This is a genomic window from Clostridiisalibacter paucivorans DSM 22131 (genome assembly GCF_000620125.1).
Taxonomy (GTDB): Bacteria; Bacillota; Clostridia; order Tissierellales; family Clostridiisalibacteraceae; genus Clostridiisalibacter; species Clostridiisalibacter paucivorans.
The window spans coordinates 95,990-120,214 of sequence record NZ_JHVL01000004.1; the positions used below are offsets into that span (position 1 = coordinate 95,990).

Consider the following 24,225-nt stretch of genomic DNA (forward strand, 5'->3'; position numbering starts at 1 on the left):
TCATCCCTCCTATATTTGTTAAGTCATAAAAAGATTGTTCAAACTATTTCCAAATAACATTGTTTCTTCTTCATCTGATTCTGGCTCAATATTTTCTTCATCATATTTAATATTTTTAATTCCATACATATATACGTCATTATAATAATCTTTATTTGTCATTGTATTTATTTTATCTTTTTCATTACTCATAAAATCCTCCTTAAAACTAATATAATATTATTTTTCTCATATATGATTTTTTTATTCTTTAAATATAAGAAGAGATGTTATCAAAAACATCTCTTCTTGTTAAAAAAACTATTATTATGACAAAAATATATAAACAGTCATAACTATTAGCTCTTTTATAAAATATGTATTATATATAATATCAACTAAAAATTATTTACTGCATTCTATATACACAAAAGTTAATTTGTCAATTTTTGCTTAATATAAATATAGCAAGTCCTAATATAGCAACAAATACTCCAATAACACTTAGTTTATTAGCTTCTTCCTTCTTAGTAAAATAAATAATACCACTACCTAGTAATATTAACATATAACCCATTAAAAGTATTATTTTTCCTGACACTAAAACACCCCATTCAGAATAATATATTTAAAATCAGTAACAGTAAATTAAAATTTTTCATACTATATAGTGTAAATAAGAATTCAGCTTTAAAGGAGGTAAGTAAGTATGAATAAAAGAATGGTTCCCATAGAAGACGAAAGTATAGAAATAGCACATGAACATGAACCTGAACTTGAATCTCAATTCATAGGATGCGGCGGAAGCAATCTATTACTTTGGATATTCTTCATTGTAATTATTTTATTCTTATGTGGAGGAAGCGGATTTTGGTGTTTAGATAGATAAAAATCCTATCCATATAACTTTATTATTACCAAACTTTACATCTATGCCGAGGTTACTACATGTTTCTATTACATTTATACCAGCCGCCTCCATAGAAGTCCTACTTTTTTCGGGATATGGGCAATGCTCATATCCTATTTTTATTTTGCAAGGAAAACATAATCTACAATTACCAGCAATATAAGCTCTAGTTATGGTATTACCAACTAAATTAGCTATCTTTTCTAACTTTAGCATGACTTTATGAAATTCAATGGCAGATTTTTTTATAAAATGTTCCTTCTTTACATCCTGTGCATATACTTCATAAAATATTAAAAGCCCTTCTTTATGAGTCAATATCTCTTTTTTCATATCCTCTACTCTTCCTACTATAGGAGGGCACATGAAATTTTGTCCATATTTTCCGCATTTATTTTCAATGCAATATTCTCTTACTTTAGTATCAAATATAAGTTCCTTTGTATAAATGGGCACTATTTTATTTATACCTTCTTTGGATCCATATTCTATTATACTTTTTATCATTATATACTTCCCCTTTATTTTATAGTTATTCTATCCAATAAAGAATCATAATCAATGGGAATAGTTACCTCATATATTCCATATTGAAACCTTTTCTGTAAGTTTCTTTCAACCACCCTATCTGTAAAATCATCTACATTTTCTATTATGCCTTTTTCATAAAGTTTTTCTATCACTTCCTTGCTATTTTCTCCTTTATCAATTTCAAATTCAATCTCCGTTATTTCTTCATTCGTATTGCTATCCTGTCTATCTACTTTTGTTTTTACACTTACTCTCTCCTCATCTCTATTTTCCCTCATCTCTTCTATCATATATTCTCTAGCTAACATTTCAAGATCTTGTTGGGAATAATCCCTATATTTTATTACTGGATTTAAAATTGCTACTATGCTAGTCAGTACAATTCCAATTCCCATACCTAATAACATATAAATTAGTCTGTTTTTATTCGGCATAACTACTCTCCTCAATTATTGTATATTTTCTCAATTAATATTTTATCATTTAGTATTGTTTTTACAATGCCTTTCCCAAAAAATTGACCTTTTTATTTTTTTGTTATAATGTATATGTATATAATTACATACGATATTTAATGAATGGAGGTAAAATTTTGACAACAAACAACCTAAATAATAGATTAGGTACTGAACCAGTAGCTCCTTTGTTACTTAAACTCTCCATACCATCTATTATATCTATGCTTATTCAAGCATTATATAATGTGGTTGATAGTATTTATATAGGTCACCTAAATAGTGATGCATTAACTGGCCTATCTATTGCTTTTCCCATACAGATGATTCTTATAGCTATAGCTGTAGGTACTGGAGTCGGTACCAGTTCTCTCATATCCAGACTATTGGGGCAAGGCAACAACCAAAGGGCATCTAATGCTGCTGAACATATTCTTATAATATCTGTAATCTATGGAATATTACTTGGAATAATTGGTTCATTATTTTCAAAGGAATTAATCAGTTTATTTTCTAAAAATCCAGTTATAATAGATTATGGAACAAGATATATAAGAATTATTTTTATCGGCTCTACAGCCCTATTTCTACCAATGATAAGTAATAATATACTTCGTGGTGAAGGAAACACCTTTATACCTATGATTACAATGCTAATAGGCTCCGTTTTAAATATTATTTTTGACCCATTACTTATATTTGGATTATGGAAATTTCCAAAATTGGGCATTGAAGGTGCTGCAATTGCCACTGTGGGGTCAAGAATTATCAGTGGATCCTTTATAATAATTATGCTTCTAAGTAACAGAAATCAAGTCAAACTTAATATGAAAGCATTTAAATTCGATTTTTCTATAATTAAAGATATATATGCTGTAGGGCTTCCTGCTATGACTATGCAATTTCTTGCTTCATTTATGATAGGTGGACTAAACATAATAGTAGGAGGTTATAATGAAGCTGCCGTTGCTGCATTAGGTATATATTTTAGACTACAATCCTTTGTTTTTATGCCTGTATTTGGACTAAATCAAGGGTATATGCCAATAATAGGTTATAATTATGGCCACAATAACCCCAATAGAATGAAAAAAACTATGAAATACGGATTTATGATAGGATTTACATTTACATTTTTAGGATTTATATTATTTCAGATTATGCCCACACAATTGGTTACTCTATTTGTAGATGAATCTACTAAAAACAATGAAGAACTTATATCAATAGGTACCAATGCTTTAAAAACCATAAGCCTAGCATTTCCAATAATTGGTCCTGCGATAATAGGCTCTACTACTTTCCAGGCAATAGGTAAAGGTGTCCCCAGTCTTATATTATCTTTTTCAAGACAAATTATATTACTATTGCCCTTTGCTTATATATTAGTAAGAATAGGTGGATTAGACTGGGTTTGGTACTCATTTCCCCTTTCTGAGGTAATATCTTTTATTCTTCTATTCTTTTGGCTGAAAAAAACTTTAAAAGATGTCTTTCTAGAAATGGAGTAGCGAACGCTACTCCATTAATTCATTCATCAATCTTTCAATCCTCTTTTTTCTTCTCTTACTTTCTTGCTTATCTATAGAAATTTTGTCCTTCTCTATTATCAATATATCTCCTTCTGTAACACTTAATGGAAGTTTTTCTATCAAAATATTTTTCATCTCTCCATTTTCCAATTCTATTACAGCATATAGGCCCTCAAATCTATCTATTACTCCCTTCATATTATATCAATCTCCTAATCTATAAATATTTCTTCTCCATTTGATTTTATCACAACAGTTCCTATTTCATCAGTTCTCAAAATCTTTGTTCCTAAATCTTCTAGCCTATTTAATACCTCTTTATGGGGATGACCATAGGAATTACCCTTTTCTGTAGATATTACAGCATATCGAGGTTTTACCTTATCCAAAAAAGCATCTGTACTAGAAGTTCTCCCACCATGATGTCCTACTTTTAATACATCAGATTTTAAATTATATCCTCTATCTATCATTTCCTTTTCTGAGTCTTGCTCTGCATCTCCAGTAAATAAATATGATGTGTTTCCATAAACCACTTTAATTACTACAGAATATTCATTAGTTTCATCATAATTATCAGAATTTGGAGCTAAAATATTTACTTTCAAATTTTCATCATTTATTATATCCATTCCACCATATGCTCTCTCTATTTTTTTCCCTTTATCATTTATAGTATTTAGTAATGTTTCAAATATTTTAGTATTAGCAGATTTCTTTGGCATATATATTTTTTCAATATTAAATTGAGAAATAACATCAGCTAATCCACCTATATGGTCTTCATGAGGGTGAGTTGCCACAACATAATCTATTTTTTCTATTTCTCTATCTTTTATATATTTTACTACATCTGGTCCATCTCCTCTGTTGCCCCCATCTATTATCATATTTTGTTCATTGGGAAGTTCAATCAATATACAATCTGCTTGTCCCACATCTAAAAAACTTACAATTAGCTCAGATTGGATTTCTTCTGAATCTATATTAGCTTCATTTAAAATAGTATCAGTGCTCTCTCGCCCAACTATTCTATCAATATCCTCTTGTGTAACTTTTTTATTAGAACATCCAGCAATTACAATAAGTATTAAAGTTATTATCATAAGTATATTTCTTTTTTTTCTTCTGCTTACCATCTTTGTCTCCCTTCTATAAATAATATCTTAATTTCTTTATACATTATACCATCATCTAATATATTGGGTTCTTCATCCTTTTAATCTCAAAATTTGTTAAGCAATCACCAACACCATTATAATTACATATCATTTTTATAAAGATAATATTAGATTTAAAAAAGACCTATAGGTATACAATACCCATAAATCTTTTCAACTTACTTAAATTCCATAAGTTCTTTTTTGGGAAAAAGCCCAAACAGTCCTCCCGTATGTATAAATAAAATATTCTTTTTGTCTGTAAATCTTCCCTTTTTAATCTCTTGTACAAGTCCATACATAGCCTTTCCTGTATATACTGGGTCCAATATTACTCCTTCAAGCTTTGCCAAACTATATATAAACTCAAGCTCTTCTGGACGGCTAATTGCATATCCTCCCCCCACATAACCATCTATAATATTTATCTCTTCCTTATTAATTATTATCTCATCATCAGTATAAGTAAAGCTTTCTTTTAAAATGTTTGATATGGCATCTTTAAAATGTTTTGCATCACCAGATACATTTACACCATATATCTCACAATCAGTATTATTAAGCTTATTGGCTAAAAACATACCTCCATATGTAGCCCCCGAACCCACTGGACACACTATCATATCAAATTTAACATTCATCTCTTTTTGTTGATCAAGTATTTCAAGTAATGCATTATAATATCCAAAATTACCTATACCATTTGATGCTCCTTCTGGTATAATATAACCTCTAAGTCCTTCTTTTTTTAAATTATCCTTTATGTCATTCATTATTTCTGTTCTTCTTTTACTATAGTCTTCAGAAGAAATAAATCTTATATCAGCTCCCAATAGCTTATCCAAAAAATAATTCCCATCTATATCTTCTTTTTCTTTATCAGTCCTTAATACTAAAACAGATTTTAACCCCAGTTTTGTAGCTATTGCAGCCGTTGCCCTAGCATGATTTGATTGAATACCACCACATGTTATCAACACATCTGAATTTTCATCCAGTGCTTCTCTTATAGAAAACTCTAATTTTCTTATTTTATTTCCAGATATCTCTGTCCCCGTTTGGTCATCTCTTTTTATAAATATATTTGGACCACCTACTAATTTTTCAGAAAGTCTTTCTAACTTCTCTATTTTAGTAGGCAAATTAGCTAAACTTAACTTCTTTGGTAATTTCATTATATTCTCCCCTTTTAAAATATCTTTTTTCTTAACTTATTTATGTATAATGTTATAATTATGCTATATACATAATCATATACAATGAATATAATTTCACCTATAATTATATTAGTTATTATAAAGATTTTAGATATATCTACCTTTAATCCTATAGCATATAATACTATCACATATATCAAAAACATCCCTAAATTAAATATAATTATCTTTATAACCCATTCTATTAAAATATTATTTAGCCTCTCTATATAATACTTTAATATACCATAATAACCAAAAAATATAATATAAGCCACCATAATAAGCTTATTTGGGACTAATATTAGTCCCAGTATAGCAGATGACCCATACAATATTATGGATAATCTAGTCCCATATTCTATCAATACAATAGATATAAATACTGTACTTAAGCAAAAGAAAAATATTCGATTTGTGGGAGTTATTGATGAAATATAAAGACCTATTATAATTAAAACAGTTATTATACCACTAAAAGCTAACCCTTTGACTTTAGTATTTGAGTTGTTTCCATAAGGATTATTATTCATAGAATTCCCCCATATTCTAAAATTAACAACAGGTCAATAAATCTCCCCCTAAACATTCACAACAGCAGTCAGAACAACATAAACATGTACACAAATCACATGTTGAAGCATTAGTATATCCCCTTGTATTCCCCATAGTTCTATATCCCCTATTTCTAGATATTATATTATTAAGAACTGATTTATATTCCGCATTATGAGGATCCATATTGACTGCATTTTGTATATAATTTAATCCTTGATTATACCATCCGCTTTTCAAAAACACTATTCCCTTAAGAAAATGCCATTCTCCTTCTCTAACCTGTATGCTTTCTAAAAGAGCATCGGCACGTCTAATATCATTTACGTCTATGCATCGTCTAATATCATTATATATATTATTATCATTTGTATTCCATTGATTTCCTCTATTGTTTGTGCTATTAGTTCTTTCCGTATTTCCTCTATTATTTATCAATTTATTATATGCTTCATTTATATCTTTTAATTTTTCTTCTGCTAAATCAGACAATGGATTATTTGCATATTGATCGGGATGATATTTTTTTACAAGTTTTTTATACGCTATTTTGATCTCTTCTTCACTAGCTCCTTCTCTCACACCCAAAACTTTATATGGATTTTCCAATGTTACACCCTCCAATTCCAAGAATTTTTTCCATCTTTTTTCTAGTACCTAAATATAATATGTTTTCCAATATACCCTTATTATAGTTTATATCTAATAATTCAAAGGATTTACCCATATTTTCCAAGGTGAATGTAAGAGAAAACAAAATATCTTCTTTCACTCTATCCTTAAATAACTCTATTTCTTCTCCTGCATATTTATACTGCAATAATATTGGATTATAATTTTTTTTATTTATATCCAATTCCATGTCATTAAAAGCATCTAGTATATATATCCACCTTCCTAGATTATATCCCAGCCATTTTAATATCCTTTTAGTACTTTCATCTGTTATATAAGGGGGATCCGCTAAAACCTCCATCAACTTCCCAAAGGTATCAGCACTTTTATCTATTATATCACAATTTAATTTCTCTAATTTTGAAAGCTCGTTAATACATCTTTTTACTTCCTTATATTTATCATTATATAAATATAACGATTTCTTAATAGATAATCTATAAGGCAACATAAATATCAGAGATTTTATACTCTTTTCATCTCTCCAATCATCTAATAATTTAAAATATGTCAATATATTTCCCATATGTGCACTATATAACATACTTTCATTGTATAATACCACAGGTTTCTTTTTTATTGGATTAATTATACATCCTTGAGATACTATTTTAGGCCTCTCTTTTTGAATAGAAGATAATAGTATCGATAAAAATGTAATATCATAATTCAATCCCATTCTAATAAATTGATTAAATTCAGAACCTATAGTCTTACACAGTCCACAATAATATCCTTTAAACATATTATATTCTCTTACTTTCAATTCATCTTTATATGGAAATACATACCCAAACAAAAAACTACCTCATTTCTTAAATAATTAGTTGTTTAACAAAGACCCACAAATATATTTTATTTTAAAATCTATCTGTAGGCAATGATTAGTTTATGATTTTTATACATTAATACACTGATATCAAAATAATACACTTAATATTTCATCAATTATTCTATCTTTAGCTACTTTAGTGAAAAAGTCATTTTTTCTTATGAACTCTGGTATATTTAATTTATTATTTCTTTTATTTTCAAATCTTGACTTTTTTATAATGTTTAAAAAATCTTTTGCATTATATATTCTAAACCTATCAACTTCTATCCTTTCTGCCATCAGCTCCCATATATTTATTACTATGTCTGAATAGCCCATGTTCTCATCAATATCTAATATACTACATAGCTTAGGTACTATATATTCCAAGAGCATTCTTTTATGAGCTATACCTTTAAACCCTAATATATTACCTAAATCTTCTATCTTTTCTTTTTCAATATTCAATAGATAATCTAAAAAGAAGTCCTCTTTCTCATTTGTTCTTACATAATACCTTCTACCTTTTAATCCTTCTATTACTTTAATGGCATCATAATATCCCAATTGAAGATTTTTCCTGGCACTGACTGTACTAAAGTCTAATACACCTCCCAAATCCTCTATAGGACTTATATAGGTTACATTTATTTGAGATTCATCTATCTTTTTATATCTACCAGGACCATAGGCCCTTATAGCTATTAACTCTTTGTATCCCTTTGATACAAGCATGCTCAGTGGAAGATTATTGTATATTCCTCCATCTACAAATAATTTTTTTCCACTTTTTTCCCTTTTAAATACTGGAAAGTTAGCACTTGCCATTAAATATTCAACTAATTTTCCCCTAGGAATGTCCTCAATAAATAGTTCTAAAGGCTTTAAATCAGAAATAGAAAAAGTCACCACTCCAAAATCTTTATTAGATTTCCTTATCTTCCTTTCATTTATATTATCTTTAAGCAATTCTCTAATTAACTTTGTATCTACACCTTTGTTATACAATACTGTTTTAGCTTTATTAATTATATAGCTTATATTATCTATATTTATGTCTAATTTTTTTATATCTTCTAATTGCTTTTCATCTATATCAAATATTTTAGATGGACAAATATTATACCACATATCATAAGCCTTTTCTAAATCTCCTTGTACTATCATTGCCCCATTCAATGCACCTATTGAAGTTCCAGTTACTCCATTGATATTATACCCTTCTTTATAGATAGCCTTAGCAGCACCAATTTCATAAGCACCTCTGGCTCCACCACCCTCAAGGACTAATCCTATCATATTACTCACTTCCTTTAGTTATATTGATTATCTATAAGAAAACTGCAAGGTTAACCTTGCAGTTAGATGTATTATATATTATATTCTCCTACTATGCAGTATTCTATATCTCCTGCTGCTTCTTTATTACAATCCAAAATATTCCATCTATTGTTAACGCCTATAGCCTTTGCCATTTCAGTAAAATAATACATTACTATTCCCATATCTGTAAAATTTTCTACATTATCAGGGTTTACTACAGCTAACACCACTTTATCATTCTTAAGTATAAATCTCCAAGGCTGGTTATTTTTATTTGATGGCGCATACCTTACATAATAGAACAAATCGTTTAACCCTCTTTGTTCTAATAGATCCATATCGATGACATTGCCCCACTCCTGATAAAATACTATATCCTTTATAGAAAGTCTTGAACTGGTTGATTTAAATATTTTGCTCTGCTCTTTAGGATATCCAATAGCCAATAGATAATCTATTTTCTTATTTTTGTCTTCAAGTAATTCTGTCTTAACTTGTTCAGAAACTTCCATTAGATTTACCCAACACGTTCCTAATTTTAATTCTTCAGCTTTTGTAGATAACTCTTCCATAGAATATGCGGCCCTCATGACAGTTTCTTTATCTCTATCATCTATCTGAAGCCCTATATAATGAGGACTTTCTATCATAACACCTGCATATCCTCCTAATCCTTTTAAACTACTATATACTTTATTACCTTCTTCAAATAATTTAAATTCTACCCTATCTTCACCATATTCTTCCTCTATCTTTTTTCCATAATACATCAATTGATCTAGTATATCTTTATCAACAACTTCTTTTTTAAACTTTCTTGTAGACCTTCTACCTTCCAAAAACTTTGTCAATAACATTATAATGACCTCCTTCATATGTAAATATATAATATATATACCACTACTTTATCTATAAAATCACAAATTATTATATTTTTATTAAAATTTATAATAATTTTTTCAACGCCTTCTTTTTTTAGCTTTCTTTTTTTTTGGCTTAATAAGTGATTTAGGACCAAATCCTATTAAATCTCTTCTTCCTGCTTTTATTAATGCCTTATACACTAAATTATAATTTTTTGGATTACTAAACTGCAATAATGCCCGTTGCATCTGCTTTTCTTCCTTTAATTTTGGTACATATACAGATTTCATAGTTCTCGGGTCTATACCAGTATAATACATAGTAGTAGATAGTGTCCCCGGAGTAGGATAAAAATCTTGTACCTGTTCTGGCTGATAATGTAAATCCCTTAAGTACTCTGCCAATTCTATAGCAGAATTTATAGTGCTTCCAGGATGACTAGACATTAGATAAGGTATATAATATTGCTCCTTGCCCAATGATTTATTAATTTTTTTATATTTACGTATAAATGCATTAAATACTTCTTTATTAGGTTTGCCCATATAATATAATACATCTTTAGATATATGCTCAGGGGCTATCTTTAATTGACCACTTATATGATGCTTACAAAGTTCCTTTAAAAAGATATCTTCTCTATCAGCCATAATGTAATCATATCTTAACCCAGACCTTATAAATACTTTTTTTATTTCCTTTAATTCCCTTAATGATCTTAATATATCTAAATATTCCCTGTGATCTACCTCCATATTTGTACATGGAGACGGATATAAACATTGTTTGTTTTTACAACTTCCCTTAGAAAGCTGTTTCTTACATGCAGGCCTTCTAAAATTAGCTGTAGGTCCTCCCACATCATGAATATATCCCTTAAAATCCTCATCCTCTACAATTTCTTCTGCCTCTCTAATGATAGATTCTTTACTTCTGCTCTGTACTATCCTACCTTGGTGAAATGTTAATGCACAAAATGAACAACTCCCAAAACATCCCCTTGAACTGGTTATGCTAAATTTCACCTCTTCTATCGCAGGAATGCCACCCTGTTTTGTATATATGGGATGATATTTTCTAATATATGGAAGTGAATAGACTATATCTAACTCTTCTCTACTTAGAGGCTTGGCTGGAGGGTTTTGAACTACATATTTATTTCCATGCCTTTGAGCCAATGTATTTCCTATTATTGGGTCTTGCTCTTCATACTGAATCTTAAATCCTTTGGCATATTCAATTTTATCTGTTGATACCTCTTCAAATCCTGGTATTTCAATATAATCATAAATTTCCTCTAAGCTATCTATTATAAAACAAGTACCAGGTATATGTCTTATATACTTAACGTCTATACCAAACTCAAGATTTTCTGCTATTTCTACTATCTGCTTTTCTCCCATACCATATACTAGTAAATCAGCACTACTATCAAAGAGTATAGATTTCCTTACTCTATCGCTCCAATAATCATAGTGGGCAAACCTCCTGAGACTGGCCTCTACTCCACCTATTATTATAGGCATATTATCAAAAACCTGTCTAATCATATTACAGTATACTATAGTAGCCCTATCAGGTCTTAATCCCCCTTTTCCTCCTGGAGAATATGAATCTTTTTTTCTTCTTTTCTTATTTACTGTATAATGATTTACCATAGAATCCATATTCCCTGCGGTAACTAAAAATGCCAGTCTAGGTCTACCAAATTTTTTAAAATCTCCAATATTAGTCCAACTAGGCTGTGCTATTATACCTACTTTGTATCCTGCATCTTCTAAAACTCTAGCTATTATAGCTGTACCAAAACTAGGATGGTCAACATAGGCATCTCCTGAAACGATTACAAAGTCCAACTGTTCCCATTGCCTCTTTCTCATATCAGATTTGTTAATAGGTAAAAAATCATTTTTCAAGTCTATCACCCTGTCTACATTAATCTAAAAATTTATATTACCGCCTCTATCGTAATGCTCATAACAATCTAAACACACCTTTTTTCCATCTTGTATTCTTATTCTGCTTTCTGCTGCTAACTCACCACATGATTCACATACTATACTTTTAAATATTTTTGCCCTCTGTGGAACATTAAATTCAGGTTTTTTGATTTCAAAAAGCTTTGTAGCTGGGGTATTAAGTATAAAATTTTGTTTTCCTTCTTTATTACCATCATATTCAATACCTTTAAATACTAATCTTATGCTATCATCATTATCTCTGTTGAAAAAGGAAAACGCCTGTTTACCTCTATCTTTAAATAAAAGATTTCCTTTACCAAAAGTACATCCTGTTATATATTGAACAGCATCTACTCCACATGCATCATTCTCAACTACACATACTATTTCTTCGTCATTGGAAAATCTTATATTCAGCTTCTCTATTGCCAATTCACATGCCTTAAATCCTATAGCAAGTCCAGGACACTTATGTCCGTGGAATCTAGCACATTCATTCCATAATTTATTATTCATACATATCTCTCCTTGAAAATATTTTCAATATATTATAGCATATATCAAAGACAAAAGCATAGGAGTAAACCACCTATGCTCAGATTGTTACCAGACATGCAATTATAATAAAGGTATAAAATAAAAGTTGAAAATTAATCTCTCCTTAAAATTTACCTACTATATCCTTAAATCCCAATCCATTTTCTAAATCCTGTGATATATCTAAATTATTGTTAACTGCATTTTTTACCTTTACCATTTTAGATATATCTCCTATAAGGGCTGCCCCGATTATTTTCTTATCTCTCAAGAATAGCTTATGGTATACAGCATTTTCGTCGTCATTAAACTCTACTACATCATCAAAATCTTTTACATCCCCTACAGAAAATAATGAGGTATCAGCTATATTTAACATTGTATATGGCTCTGGTAATTTATACTCCTTACTTCCACCTGTCATATTTATTCCCGCTATCTTTCCTTGTTCGTTTGCAGCTGTCCATAGTCCTAATGTTACACTGTTTACTTCTGCAATATCACCAGCAGCAAATACATTGTCAATATTAGTTCTCAAGTAATTATCTACTTTTATACCCCGGCCAACATCAATTTTTGTCTTTTCTGCTATCCCTATATTAGATCTTATACCTGCTGAAAATAATATGGCATCAGTTTTTATCTCAGGACCATCTTTTATTTTTAATCCCTCTACTTTTTCTTCTCCCAGTACTTCTTCAGCAGCTGCACCTAAATAGAAATCTAGTCCTTTTTTTTCTAGGATATATTTAAATTTATTAGACAATTCTTCATCCAATTGTCTAGGTAATAAATATGGAAAAAATTCTACCACGTTAACCTTTTTGCCCAATTCTTTTATCGCCCATGCAGCTTCAAGTCCTAAAAGTCCTCCACCAATAACTGTTACGCTATTACAATCTTCAAAATAATTCTTTATATATCTTAAATCTTTAAGTGTCCTAAGGGCCAATACACCCTTTTTATATTTTCCTGCAACTGGTGGTACAAAAGGTCTACTACCATTAGCTAACAACAGTTTTTCATATCTTAACTCTCTTCCATCATCTAATTTTACTACATTATTATCTGTATCTATATTTTCAACTATACTGCCCAATATTATATCTATATTTTTATCTTTATACCAACCTTCTTTTTTTACCATTAACTCGTTATTGTCAAAGTTTTTACTTATATAATGAGATAGTTTTACTCTATAATAAGTCAAATATTCTTCCGAAGAAACTATAGTAACCTTTCCCTGTTCATCCCTTTTATAAATTTCTTGTGCTGCTGAAAGTCCTGCAATCCCATTTCCAATTATTAAATATTTAGTGTCTATTCTACTGTCCATTAGTTTACCTCCTATTTATGTATATTTATATTTTTTTCTAAGTTTTATTCAATTTTAAGTACATATTACTATTACCCTGTAAACCCTATATTAATCATGTTTTTATTTTTTAAATAAAATTGCTCGTCCTTTATGGTATAATCTTTATTAGATATATTTTATAAAAGTCAAAGGAGTTGATTAAATTGAGTCATAATTATAAGTTTTTCCAAAATAAAAAATGTGAATATTTTCCATGTCATAAAGGTTTAAAGGAAGATGATTTTAATTGTTTATTCTGTTTCTGTCCATTATATGCCCTTAAAGATAAATGTGGCGGCAATTTCGACTATAAAGATGGCATTAAAGATTGTAGCAATTGTAATATCCCCCATAGTAAAAAGGGATATGACCATATAATGTCAAAAATAAAAGATGTCATAGCTCTTGGTAGTGAAAAATAAGGTCTGATATATCAGACCTTATTTTTAATCTAAAAGTTTTTTTATAGCATTATAAGTTATATTGGGAACATTCTCAAAGGTATATTTCATATCTACCCTTTCTGTAATTTTATGACCATCCTTACCAAATGTACCTATATTTACTACAGGAACATTTATTTCTAAAACATCATCAACATTATAAAAATATTTTGTCTTCCATGCAGGCATATTTTTACCAAGCTTATCTATACTTTCTATATCATCACTTAATGCCATAAAACTTGAGTCGGATATATAGGGATAAAACATACGAATCTTTATTGGGTTGTCACATTTTGACTGTACATAGTCTACTGATTTTTCAACTGCATCTAATAATGATTTCTCTTTATTTGTCTTTCCTGTCATCTCTATTCTTGCAGAAAATGTAGAAGAAAAATATACTACTATTGCAGGCGATTTATCTTTAGCCCATTTCCAGGCTTCCTCAATAACCCTTGTGCTAAATACCCTTAAATCTAACAATGGCTCATCTTTATTTAATTTTTCAGCAAAATTATAGATATAATTAGTAAATTCCTCTCCATTTTCTTCTTTAAGCATATTATAAAATTCTTCCCAGGTATATACCCTTGTTTTCCATGGCAATTTTTTATATTCTACTCCACTCATATCACAATATTTTTTGTAAGAATCATTAGTGTATTTTACTATATTATCAAATGCCTCTATTGCCTTTTTTTTGCTCACATTTATAACATCTGCTGGAGACATACTATGGGTAAAAAAATTATAATATGAATATGCAGCTAATGACGTCTGTACAGTATATTTGTCTTTAAAATCTGACTGCTTCAAAGACATGGGAGGTATAGTTACTTCGCCCTGAGCTTCATCACATAAATCAGTATTCAGCTCCATTAATCTAGTAATCTCCGCCACTATAAGATTTGGATCTAAGCCACCATATGCTTGTCCCACATGGGTTTCTTTCCCTGTAACATAAAATGATGGTAATAACTTTCCTATACTTCCAAAATAAATATATCTATTAATATCTTCTGATGTATATCCAGTAGAATAATCGGCATTTATACACGCTATATATTGAAAGTCTTCCTTTTCTTTTAATCTTTTAAACTCTTTTAATCCTGTTATGATACCATGGGAATTATCTTCTTCATCACATTCAGCATAAGCAATTATATTACCGTCTAGTTCTTCAGGGTGTTTAGAAAAATATTCTATTAAATACATATGTCCTGCTACCCCTGATTTCATATCTAAAGCTCCTCTTCCAAACATATATGCACCTGAACGAATATCTTCTTTCACTTCTTCACTTACATTTAGCTCAATCAATTTTTCAGGTAATTCTTCAGGTGAAAATGCATAGTCCTTTATAGTACCAAAGTCATCTACTCCCACAGTATCTAAATGCCCTATTAGAATTATAGTCCTATTAGAATTACCTTTGGTACCCTTTACATATGCATAGGTACTATGTCTGTCTATTTCATCATTTTCTGTTTTTACCATCTTTACTCTGTCAGGATGCTCTTTAAAATAATTCAATGACATATAGTAATCATATATCTTTTGAGCACATTTACTCTCTCCCCCTGGCTCCCTTACTATACTAGGTATTTTTACTAATTGAGTAGTCAATTTTTTTATATCTTCATAACAATCTAAGTACATATATGCTCCCCCTCATATAATAATATATTAAATTACACTTTTATATTTATTCTATAAATATAATTGCTTTCCTGCTTTTATTTCCATAAAACATATTTGATTTGATTGGCATCATTACAATAATAGCCATATAATTTTATACATTTTAACTAAAACCTTCTATATCACTTTACATATTATATAAATAGTGTAAAATAGTTATGGAAATAAAAGAATAGGAGGATTTTTATGACTGATAAAAAAAAGGGGATAATTCTTATATTGTTATCTGCTTTATTTTTTGCCATGATGGCAGCCACTGTTAAGGCTTTGGAAAATATCTCTGTAGTAGAAAAAATGTTTTTCAGAAATTTATTTGGGTTGTTTGTTGCTTCCTTTATACTATTTAGAAAAAAACAATCTCTAAAGGGAAACAATAAAAAGCTTTTATTACTCCGTAGTATTTTTGGGCTTATGGGAGTAGGACTATATTTTTATTCATTATCTTCTAAAATACCTTTGGCTAATGCTGTAATGCTGAATAAAATGTCTCCTTTTTTTGTAATAATTTTTTCATTTCTCTTCTTGAATGAAAAAATTAAAAAAACTCAGATTATTTCTCTTGTATTAGCTATCATTGGTGCTGGTTTTGTCATTAAACCACGACTGACATTGACATTAGTCCCTTCATTATCAGCACTATTTTCTGCCCTCTTTGCAGGAGTGGCATACACTATCATAAGACATTTAAGGCATACTGATACATCTGAAATAATTGTTTTTTATTTTACTCTTTTATCTACAATAATAACTGGTCCCTTTGTTTTCTATGGAAATTTTGTTATGCCTACTGGCATTGAAATTCTACTACTATTTTTATTAGGTTTATTTGCTACATTGGCTCAATTTTCAATGACCAATGCCTATAGATTTGCTCCAGCCGGTGAATTGTCCATATATACTTATAGTAATATAGTGTTTTCAACATTTATAGGCTTAACTATATGGGGTGAAATACCTGATAGCTTTAGCATATTAGGTGGAATAGCTATTATTGTAGCAGGCATCATTAACTATTATTATGGAAAACAGTAATAAATAATAATATAAATAAAATATGGAAATCTTAAGATTTCCATATTTTATTTATCGTCTTCCTTCCACAATGAAGAAGCCGTTTCTGCCCATTGTTTTGATATCTCTATACATTTATTTGTCAAATCATTTACATCTTCTTTATCTATGGGTTGAGTAGAATATGCATTTACACTATTAACTATCTTTCTCAATTCCTTAGGGTTATCCAATAATGGACAAGGTCTAAGATGATTTTTGTTAAATGGTTGATTAGACTTGTATGCTTTAAAAATAGGGGATTGTAGTCCTTCTAATAGACTTACATCCTTTATATTACAGTTTGAATAATGTATAAATGCACAAGGTTCTATATCTCCATTAGCATTTATGTGTAAATAATTTTTCCCACCTGCTATACAGCCATTTACATATTCTCCATCATTCCAAAAATCCAATACAAATATGGGTTTATTGCTTCTAAATTCTCTAACTTTGTGATACATATATTCCCGCTGTTCTGGTTGAGCTAATAAATCCAATACAGCATCTTTTCCAATAGGTATATATGTAAAATACCATCCAAACATACACCCCTTGTCTATCAAAAAGTCTATATATCTAGAAGAACCTATTTCATCAGTATTGTATTTATGGTAGCATGTAGAAAATCCAAATATTACACCCTTTTCCTTTAATAATTCCATAGCTTTTACCACATTATTAAAGGTGCCCTTTCCCCTTCGCATATCGGTTTTTTCTTCAAAACCTTCTACACTTATAGCCAATGCAAAATTCCCCACCTCTGCTAATTCATCTGCAAACTCTTCATCTACCAATGTTCCATTGGTAAACGCCATAAACATACAGTCATTATGTATTCTAGCTAACTCAAGCAAGTCTTTTTTCCTCGTCAAAGGCTCTCCTCCTGAAAATATGTACATATAAATGCCTAATTTTTTGCCTTGTTTTACAATATTATTTAATAGCTCTTTTGATAAATAATCTGTCTTTTCATATTCACTAGCCCAACACCCTGTACACTTTAAATTACAAGCACTGGTGGGATCCATCAGTATAGCCCAAGGAATATTGCATCCATACTCTTCTTGTAGCCTTTCTTTCATAGGTATTCCACTAATAACAGAGTTCAAAAAAAAGTTTGTTAAAAACTTTTTTCTAACTTTAGGGTTAATGTCATTAAAAAATCTTTCTATCAATTTATACCAGTTGCTATTTTTGTCATTACAAATGTTCTTAAATACTTTAACTGCATTTTTATGTCTTTCTAACTCTACCAATTTATCTGCCCAATTCAAAGCTTTTTCCAGATTTTCCATGGGATTTTTTTCAATATATCCTAATCCCTCTTCAATAACCATGGAACTCAACAATTTTTTTGCAGATTTCATTATAATCCCCCTTTATTAAATCCTATTAATTTTTTATTGACACCTTTGTCTAAAAAAAGTTAAAAAAATTAATTTTTCTTTAATCCATTGATTAAAGTCTTTATAGATAATATATACTTATCCAAATCAATATTACTATTCCAGAACCTTTGAAGTGCTGAAGATTCTATCATAGCATACAATATTAAAGACATGGTCTCAGCATCTACATCTTTTATTTCCCCCTCTTCTTTAGCCTTTATTAATAAAGATTTAAATATATGTCTTAGCTCTTTTATATGTACTCTTAAACTATCTTCTATTTCATTTTGCTCTCTTCTCAATATTAACCATAACTCAATAAATATTATCATAATACCGTCTCTACTTTTATCATTCACTACTGTAGATACAAGTTCACTAATTTTATCTATATAATTTAATTCTTCATTATTAAGTATATTCTCATACTCTTCTTTAAATGCTTTTATTCCCTTTTTTACAACATAATAAAATATTTCATCCTTATTTTTAAAATATTGATATAAAGTAGTTCTCCCCATACCACACCGTTTAGCTATATTAGAAAAACGTGTCTTATGGTATCCCTTATCAATAAATACATATAAAGCATTTTGAACAATTTCTTGTCTTTTTAAATTATAATCAATTATCTTGGGCATTTTTTTCTTCCTTTATATATATGTATATTTATTTCAATTTTATTTTATCACTTCCCTATCTTTTGTCAACAAACTATAATCTTCGACAAAAAATAGGGAAATATTTTTTAATTATTATGGTTTTATTTTCATTATTTTCATATTATTCAATGCATCATCTACTAATGATTCTATATCTAAACTTTTTTCTGAATCCTCTATATCTTCTAATTTAGGTCTCGTTACAGGGTGTTTAGGTAAAAATACTGTGCAACAATCCTCATAGGGTAATATTGAAGTTTCATATGTTTCTATATCATGGGATATATCCATTATTTGGGTTTTATCCATTCCAATTAATGGCCGGAAAATAGGCATATGAACTATTGAATTAGTAACATTTAAAGATTTTATAGTCTGACTAGCCACCTGCCCGAGACTTTCTCCTGTCACTAATGCATCTATGCCTTCCCTTTCTGCTACCCTTTCTGCTATTCTCATCATAAATCTTCTTGAAATAAGAGTCATTTCATCTTCAGGACAGTTTTTATTTATTTCCTTTTGTATATTTAGCAAATTAATAGAATATAAATTAAACTCTCCACAATATCTTGCTATTATACTTCCTAAAGCCTTTACCTTTTCTTCTGCTCTTTCACTGGTAAAGGGATAACTATGATAGTGAATAGCATCTATCTTTACTCCCCTTTTTGCTATCATAAAACCTGCTACTGGACTATCAATGCCTCCTGAAAGTAAAAGAAGACCTCTACCATTGGTTCCTATAGGTAATCCCCCATAGGCCTTTATCTTTTCGGTATATAAATATACTTTATCTCTTATATCTATATACAAATACATATCTGGATTATGGACATCCACTTTTAAATCATCCACATTTTTTAGTATCTCTCCTCCTAATAACTTAGCTACATCCATAGATTTAATAGGAAATTTTTTATCTGCTCTTTTTACCTTAACTTTAAATGTTTTGAATCCCTTTTCTTTTATAATATCCTTTACTACCTTCACTGAAGCATTTTTTATTATATCTATATCTTTATCTACTCTATATGCAGGATTTATGTGAACTATTCCAAATACTTTTACCAGTCTTTTTATTACATTGTCCATATTAATTTCATCTACTTCTACATAGGCTTTTCCCAGTTCTCTATATACCCTTGCCTTTCCTAAATCCTTTATAGAATTTTTTATATGTTTTATTAATTCTTTTTCGAAATAACCTCTATTACCTCCCTTAAGCACTATTTCTCCAAAGCTAATACTTATTACTCTATCCATCAAATTCTCTCCTTTATCTCATAGTTATTTGTCTTATGTCTTCTACTGATTCTTTTAATTTATCTATAGTATAATCTATATCCTTCTCAGTATTAAATTGACTAAAACTAAATCTTATAGCACCTTCTATTTTTTTCATATCTAGTCCCATTGCCCTAAGTACATGACTCCCTCTCTTACCCTTTGATGAACACGCTGAACCAGTAGATACATAAATGCCCTGTTGCTCCAGATAGTGTAAAAGTACTTCTCCCCTTATTCCATTAAAGGATATATTTACTATATGTGGAGCACTATTATCATCAATAAATCCATTTATATTTATGTTTTTTATTTCAGATAATGCCTTTTCAATAAAATACTTCTTTATTTTTTTCATTTTCATGATATGAGTATCAAAACTATCTTTTATAATATCTACAGCCTTACCTAACCCTACTATCCCTGGAGTATTTTCCGTACCCGATCTTATTCCCCATTCTTGATTTCCTCCATAAATCATAGGATTTAAATTTAGCCCTTTTTTTATATAAAGTCCTCCTATTCCCTTTGGACCATGAATCTTATGTCCACTAAAAGAAAGAGTATCTATATTTAAAGTTTTTGGATATAATTCTATCTTTCCAAATCCTTGAACAGCATCAACATGAAATTTTATGCTTTCCTTTTTTCTCTTTATTATATCACTAATATATTTTAATGGTTGTATAGTCCCTACTTCGTTATTTACAGCCATTACAGATATCAATATTGTTTCATCAGTTATGCTATTTTCCAACTGTCTCAAATCTATAAGACCATTTTTATCCACTTTTAAATATGTTACTTTATATCCATTAGATTCATACTTTTTAAAAACATTTAACACAGATGGATGTTCTATATGGGAAGTTATTATATGTTTTCCCTGTTTAGAAAATCTATTTATTATACCTTGAATAGCTATATTATTGCTCTCTGTCCCCCCAGATGTAAAATATATCTCATCACTTTTTACTTTCAAAAATTCTGATATTATTTTTCTAGACTCTTTAATCTTCTTTTCTGCATTCAATCCCATCCTGTGAAGAGATGATGGATTCCCAAAACATTTAAATTGCATATAATTCATAGCATCAATTACTTCTTCTCTAGGTTTAGTAGTAGCACTATTATCTAAATAAACTTCCATTTTTTTCACCTCTATTTCTAGACTAAAAGCCTAATTTTTCATTTACCAATAAAATTTTTATTTCTATAGTTTTAGGACATTTCTCTACTATTACTGTTACATTGCACATCCTATCTTTCGATTGGCAATCATTACAAACTCCAGTATACCTACAAGGAGTATTCAAATCCAGTCTCTCTGCATTCTTTGGACATGCCTCCTCTTTTATCCTCTTTATAGCATCCTCTAGATTTGAAGTTATTTTATTCATACCTGCAATTATATATACTTTATTATGACCATAAAACATAGATGACACCCTATTTCCAACTCCATCTATATTTACAAGTTTCCCATCCTCTGTTATAGCATTAGTACTTGTAATATATATTGTTGCGTTAGAAGCATTAATCCTTTCAGCATTTCTCTTATCTGGTGCAACCTTCCAATGCCAATATACTTCATTATTTCTATTTTTAAGCTCATCATAAATACCCGATTGTTCAATAGTCATAGAACCACCAAACCCTATTGAATCTTCAGAAGATATCTCTGATAATACTTTTTTCTTTACATCATCTAGACTTTCAAAAAAACTTACATTAAAACCATTTTTATTTAATCTATCCATCGTATCTTTTATTGTATCACTCATAATATCTACCTCCCATTTTCAAACTATATTATTATTATATATAAAAAATTATAAACAATAAAGTAAACTTCATATATCCATTGATAATATGCTAATTAAATAATATTTAAATTTTATTTTTGAAAAACCCCTTGATTGTTCTGTCGTTTTTTGTTATAATCTGTAATGGTTATCCCCCTGGTAACCTCAAAAATCTCTATTCCCAATACCCCTTTTGAACGGTTTTATAATCGTGTATATCTAATATTAGATGTACAAAACAAAAAAAGGCCACCGAGGCCTTTTTTTGTTTTGTACAAATTTAATTTTGTGGAACTAATAGTTTTTGACCTATAAAAATCAAATGAGGATTTTTGAGTTCATTTATCTCAGCCAATCTCTCCCAAGTGATACCAAATTTTTCTGCTATTTTCCAAAGCACATCGTCTTTTTTTACATTATAAGTATCCATTTCAACTGACTGTTCCTCTTTTTCTTCTTTAATCTCTTCTACCTTCTCTACTTCAATTTTATCTGCCTTTGCCTGTTGAGTAACTATTATTCTAGAATCCTCTGATATATTCTCTGTACCAAATTCAGCAATATAATCCACTAAAATCTCATCCATCGCTTTATAAATCTTCAACTCAGGATACTTTTTAAACATCTCATAGCCATCTCCACCAGCTGCCATAAAATCATTAGTAGCTACTACATACATTTTATTATTGTCTAATTCTCTGCCATTAACCTTTATATTTAAAACCTTTTGACCTTCTGGTTTGTCTGGGTTGAATTCATATGTTAACCCAGATACCTGTGGAAATCCTCCATTCGTTTCTGGATATGCCTTTACTCCATATTCTATAGCATTTTTTATATCTTCTCCCTTTATTTCTTTTGTTATTACATAATTTCCAAAGGGTAATACTGTCAAAACATCGCTTTTAGTTATATCTCCAGCCTTTATGCTGGCCCTTATACCTCCACCATTAGTTATTGCAATATCTGCATTTGTATGATATTTCATAGAATCTGTTATGAGATTAGCTAAATTACTTTCACCTCTTCTCACAACTTCTCTTTCTCCAACTAAAATAGAGGGTGTATTGCCTACTACCTGTGACGTTATTATAGAATTTTCATCTTTGATTTCTTTAATTAAATTCAAAATTTCTTCATCTTTTTCTATATTAGATGCATCTTCCTTTGTGAATAAAGATGCATCCATAGTTATGTCTCCATCTTTATATGTCATTTTTACTATGCCTAGCGCTTTATCATATTCATATGCTGAAACTATCAACGTACCATCAACTATCATTCCCTGTGGCAAATTAGTATGGGAATGTCCATCTATTATTAAATCTATCCCATTAACATTCTTAGCTAAATAATCACTTCTCCATCCTTCTTTAGTATCTTCTCCCATCCCTAAATGGGATAACACTATTATTACATCTGACTTATCTTCTAATTCCTTTATTATATCTCTTGATGCCTCAACTGGATCTAAAAATTCAAGTCCTTCTGTATTTCTAGGATGGGATTTTATTTTTGTTTCTGGAGTAGCTAGGCCAAATATGCCTATTTTTACTCCATCTATTTCTTTAATAATATATTTTTTAGTAAAGTTATTTTTACTATCTTCTTCAACTACATTAGAAGCCAAAATATCAAAATTAGAAATATCCATCAACTCTTTGGCTCTATCTTTTCCATAATTAAAATCATGATTCCCAAGAACCATACCATCATATCCGATTTTATTAAATACCTTCATTACGGATTCTCCCTTGGCTATGGTTGCCAAAGGATTCCCATGAAATGCATCACCAGCATCTAGCAATAATATATTATTATTCTCTGTCTCTAATTGTTTCAGCTTAGTTGCAATTTTAGCGAACCCCATACCATCATAATTACCTTCTTCCAATCTAGCATGAGTATCATTAGTATGTACTATTGTTATATTTACTGCCTCTTCTGAAGCCAAGGATTGATTCAATGGCATAACCATTGTAAATACAAGAGCTAAAATCAATATGATACTAATTCTTTTCTTAAACACTATTA

The 24,225-nt window shown here is 29.5% G+C and carries 26 protein-coding genes; 4 read left to right on the top strand and 22 right to left on the bottom strand.

The annotated features are described in order from the left end of the window. Positions 1–18 precede the first annotated feature (18 nt). Both Q326_RS18430 and Q326_RS18435 read right to left on the bottom strand, forming a co-directional pair. Positions 19–192, bottom strand: coding sequence for a hypothetical protein (locus tag Q326_RS18430; RefSeq protein ID WP_156936230.1), 174 nt, complete (start codon positions 190–192; stop codon positions 19–21). 229 nt (positions 193–421) lie between these two features. Then, a complete protein-coding gene (locus Q326_RS18435) occupies positions 422–580 on the bottom strand; it encodes a hypothetical protein (RefSeq protein ID WP_156936231.1) in 159 nt (52 codons plus the stop codon). 108 nt (positions 581–688) lie between these two features. On the opposite strand from Q326_RS18435, the gene Q326_RS0102950 reads away from it, so the two are divergent. Continuing rightward, entirely contained in the window at positions 689–868 is a 180-nt protein-coding gene (locus Q326_RS0102950; RefSeq protein ID WP_026894035.1) for a hypothetical protein, read from the top strand. On the opposite strand, the gene Q326_RS17820 is transcribed toward Q326_RS0102950, so the two are convergent. Continuing rightward, entirely contained in the window at positions 857–1,396 is a 540-nt protein-coding gene (locus Q326_RS17820; RefSeq protein WP_026894036.1) for a DUF2284 domain-containing protein, read from the bottom strand. The two genes, Q326_RS0102950 and Q326_RS17820, sit on opposite strands and share 12 nt — an antisense overlap. A 14-nt stretch (positions 1,397–1,410) precedes the next feature. After that, positions 1,411–1,854 (bottom strand): hypothetical protein, encoded by a 444-nt coding sequence (locus Q326_RS0102960; RefSeq protein ID WP_026894037.1) that lies wholly within the window; start codon positions 1,852–1,854, stop codon positions 1,411–1,413. A gap of 158 nt (positions 1,855–2,012) precedes the next feature. On the opposite strand from Q326_RS0102960, the gene Q326_RS0102965 reads away from it, so the two are divergent. Continuing rightward, a complete protein-coding gene (locus tag Q326_RS0102965; protein WP_205687636.1) occupies positions 2,013–3,386 on the top strand; it encodes an MATE family efflux transporter in 1,374 nt (457 codons plus the stop codon). Positions 3,387–3,392: 6 nt separating this feature from the next. Here the strand turns inward: Q326_RS0102965 and Q326_RS0102970 are convergent, their stop codons facing one another. The 11 genes from Q326_RS0102970 to Q326_RS0103020 form a co-directional block, all read right to left on the bottom strand. Beyond that, positions 3,393–3,605 carry a DUF3006 domain-containing protein gene (locus tag Q326_RS0102970; RefSeq protein ID WP_026894039.1) on the bottom strand — a complete coding sequence of 71 codons (213 nt, stop codon included), beginning with the start codon at positions 3,603–3,605 and terminating at the stop codon, positions 3,393–3,395. 14 nt (positions 3,606–3,619) lie between these two features. Continuing rightward, complete coding sequence (locus Q326_RS16475) at positions 3,620–4,546, bottom strand: ComEC/Rec2 family competence protein (protein WP_034600915.1); 927 nt, start codon at positions 4,544–4,546, stop codon at positions 3,620–3,622. A 200-nt stretch (positions 4,547–4,746) separates the two neighbouring features. Beyond that, the gene (locus Q326_RS0102980) at positions 4,747–5,742 is read right to left on the bottom strand and encodes a D-cysteine desulfhydrase family protein (protein WP_034600917.1); all 996 of its coding nucleotides are present in this window, start codon (positions 5,740–5,742) and stop codon (positions 4,747–4,749) included. Between the two features lie 14 nt (positions 5,743–5,756). Then, complete coding sequence (locus Q326_RS0102985) at positions 5,757–6,296, bottom strand: hypothetical protein (RefSeq protein WP_026894041.1); 540 nt, start codon at positions 6,294–6,296, stop codon at positions 5,757–5,759. 22 nt (positions 6,297–6,318) lie between these two features. Further along, positions 6,319–6,927 carry a J domain-containing protein gene (locus Q326_RS0102990; protein ID WP_026894042.1) on the bottom strand — a complete coding sequence of 203 codons (609 nt, stop codon included), beginning with the start codon at positions 6,925–6,927 and terminating at the stop codon, positions 6,319–6,321. Then, entirely contained in the window at positions 6,911–7,792 is an 882-nt protein-coding gene (locus tag Q326_RS0102995) for a DUF5685 family protein (protein ID WP_026894043.1), read from the bottom strand. Before Q326_RS0102995 ends, Q326_RS0102990 begins: the two co-directional genes overlap by 17 nt. A gap of 120 nt (positions 7,793–7,912) precedes the next feature. Continuing rightward, positions 7,913–9,106 carry a patatin-like phospholipase family protein gene (locus Q326_RS0103000; protein WP_026894044.1) on the bottom strand — a complete coding sequence of 398 codons (1,194 nt, stop codon included), beginning with the start codon at positions 9,104–9,106 and terminating at the stop codon, positions 7,913–7,915. 71 nt (positions 9,107–9,177) lie between these two features. Beyond that, positions 9,178–9,987, bottom strand: a complete 810-nt coding sequence (locus tag Q326_RS0103005) for a nitroreductase family protein (RefSeq protein ID WP_026894045.1) — start codon at positions 9,985–9,987, stop codon at positions 9,178–9,180. A 102-nt stretch (positions 9,988–10,089) separates the two neighbouring features. Continuing rightward, positions 10,090–11,910 carry a YgiQ family radical SAM protein gene (locus Q326_RS16480; protein ID WP_034600919.1) on the bottom strand — a complete coding sequence of 607 codons (1,821 nt, stop codon included), beginning with the start codon at positions 11,908–11,910 and terminating at the stop codon, positions 10,090–10,092. Positions 11,911–11,934: 24 nt separating this feature from the next. Next, positions 11,935–12,471: an FmdE family protein gene (locus tag Q326_RS0103015; RefSeq protein ID WP_026894046.1), complete on the bottom strand. Its 537-nt coding sequence runs from the start codon at positions 12,469–12,471 to the stop codon at positions 11,935–11,937. A 145-nt stretch (positions 12,472–12,616) separates the two neighbouring features. Continuing rightward, positions 12,617–13,828 carry an NAD(P)/FAD-dependent oxidoreductase gene (locus Q326_RS0103020; RefSeq protein WP_026894047.1) on the bottom strand — a complete coding sequence of 404 codons (1,212 nt, stop codon included), beginning with the start codon at positions 13,826–13,828 and terminating at the stop codon, positions 12,617–12,619. 185 nt (positions 13,829–14,013) lie between these two features. Here Q326_RS0103020 and Q326_RS0103025 point away from each other — a divergent pair, with 185 nt between their 5' ends. Continuing rightward, on the top strand, positions 14,014–14,271 hold the full coding sequence (locus Q326_RS0103025; protein ID WP_026894048.1) for a cysteine-rich small domain-containing protein: 258 nt from the start codon (positions 14,014–14,016) through the stop codon (positions 14,269–14,271). A 24-nt stretch (positions 14,272–14,295) separates the two neighbouring features. On the opposite strand, the gene Q326_RS0103030 is transcribed toward Q326_RS0103025, so the two are convergent. Further along, positions 14,296–15,954, bottom strand: a complete 1,659-nt coding sequence (locus tag Q326_RS0103030; protein WP_026894049.1) for a M20/M25/M40 family metallo-hydrolase — start codon at positions 15,952–15,954, stop codon at positions 14,296–14,298. A 228-nt stretch (positions 15,955–16,182) separates the two neighbouring features. Between Q326_RS0103030 and Q326_RS0103035 the strand changes: the two genes are divergently transcribed. Then, entirely contained in the window at positions 16,183–17,028 is an 846-nt protein-coding gene (locus Q326_RS0103035) for a DMT family transporter (RefSeq protein WP_026894050.1), read from the top strand. Positions 17,029–17,075: 47 nt separating this feature from the next. Here Q326_RS0103035 and Q326_RS0103040 read toward each other — a convergent pair whose 3' ends face one another. The 6 genes from Q326_RS0103040 to Q326_RS0103065 form a co-directional block, all read right to left on the bottom strand. Further along, a complete protein-coding gene (locus tag Q326_RS0103040; RefSeq protein WP_026894051.1) occupies positions 17,076–18,419 on the bottom strand; it encodes a radical SAM/SPASM domain-containing protein in 1,344 nt (447 codons plus the stop codon). Positions 18,420–18,487: 68 nt separating this feature from the next. Beyond that, positions 18,488–19,081 carry a TetR/AcrR family transcriptional regulator gene (locus tag Q326_RS0103045; protein ID WP_026894052.1) on the bottom strand — a complete coding sequence of 198 codons (594 nt, stop codon included), beginning with the start codon at positions 19,079–19,081 and terminating at the stop codon, positions 18,488–18,490. Positions 19,082–19,195: 114 nt separating this feature from the next. Further along, positions 19,196–20,365, bottom strand: a complete 1,170-nt coding sequence (gene thiI, locus Q326_RS0103050; protein ID WP_026894053.1) for a tRNA uracil 4-sulfurtransferase ThiI — start codon at positions 20,363–20,365, stop codon at positions 19,196–19,198. 13 nt (positions 20,366–20,378) lie between these two features. Further along, positions 20,379–21,536 carry a cysteine desulfurase family protein gene (locus tag Q326_RS0103055; protein ID WP_026894054.1) on the bottom strand — a complete coding sequence of 386 codons (1,158 nt, stop codon included), beginning with the start codon at positions 21,534–21,536 and terminating at the stop codon, positions 20,379–20,381. A 22-nt stretch (positions 21,537–21,558) separates the two neighbouring features. Further along, on the bottom strand, positions 21,559–22,170 hold the full coding sequence (locus Q326_RS0103060) for a lactate utilization protein (protein ID WP_026894055.1): 612 nt from the start codon (positions 22,168–22,170) through the stop codon (positions 21,559–21,561). Between the two features lie 301 nt (positions 22,171–22,471). After that, complete coding sequence (locus Q326_RS0103065) at positions 22,472–24,220, bottom strand: 5'-nucleotidase C-terminal domain-containing protein (RefSeq protein WP_051531042.1); 1,749 nt, start codon at positions 24,218–24,220, stop codon at positions 22,472–22,474. Positions 24,221–24,225 lie beyond the last annotated feature (5 nt).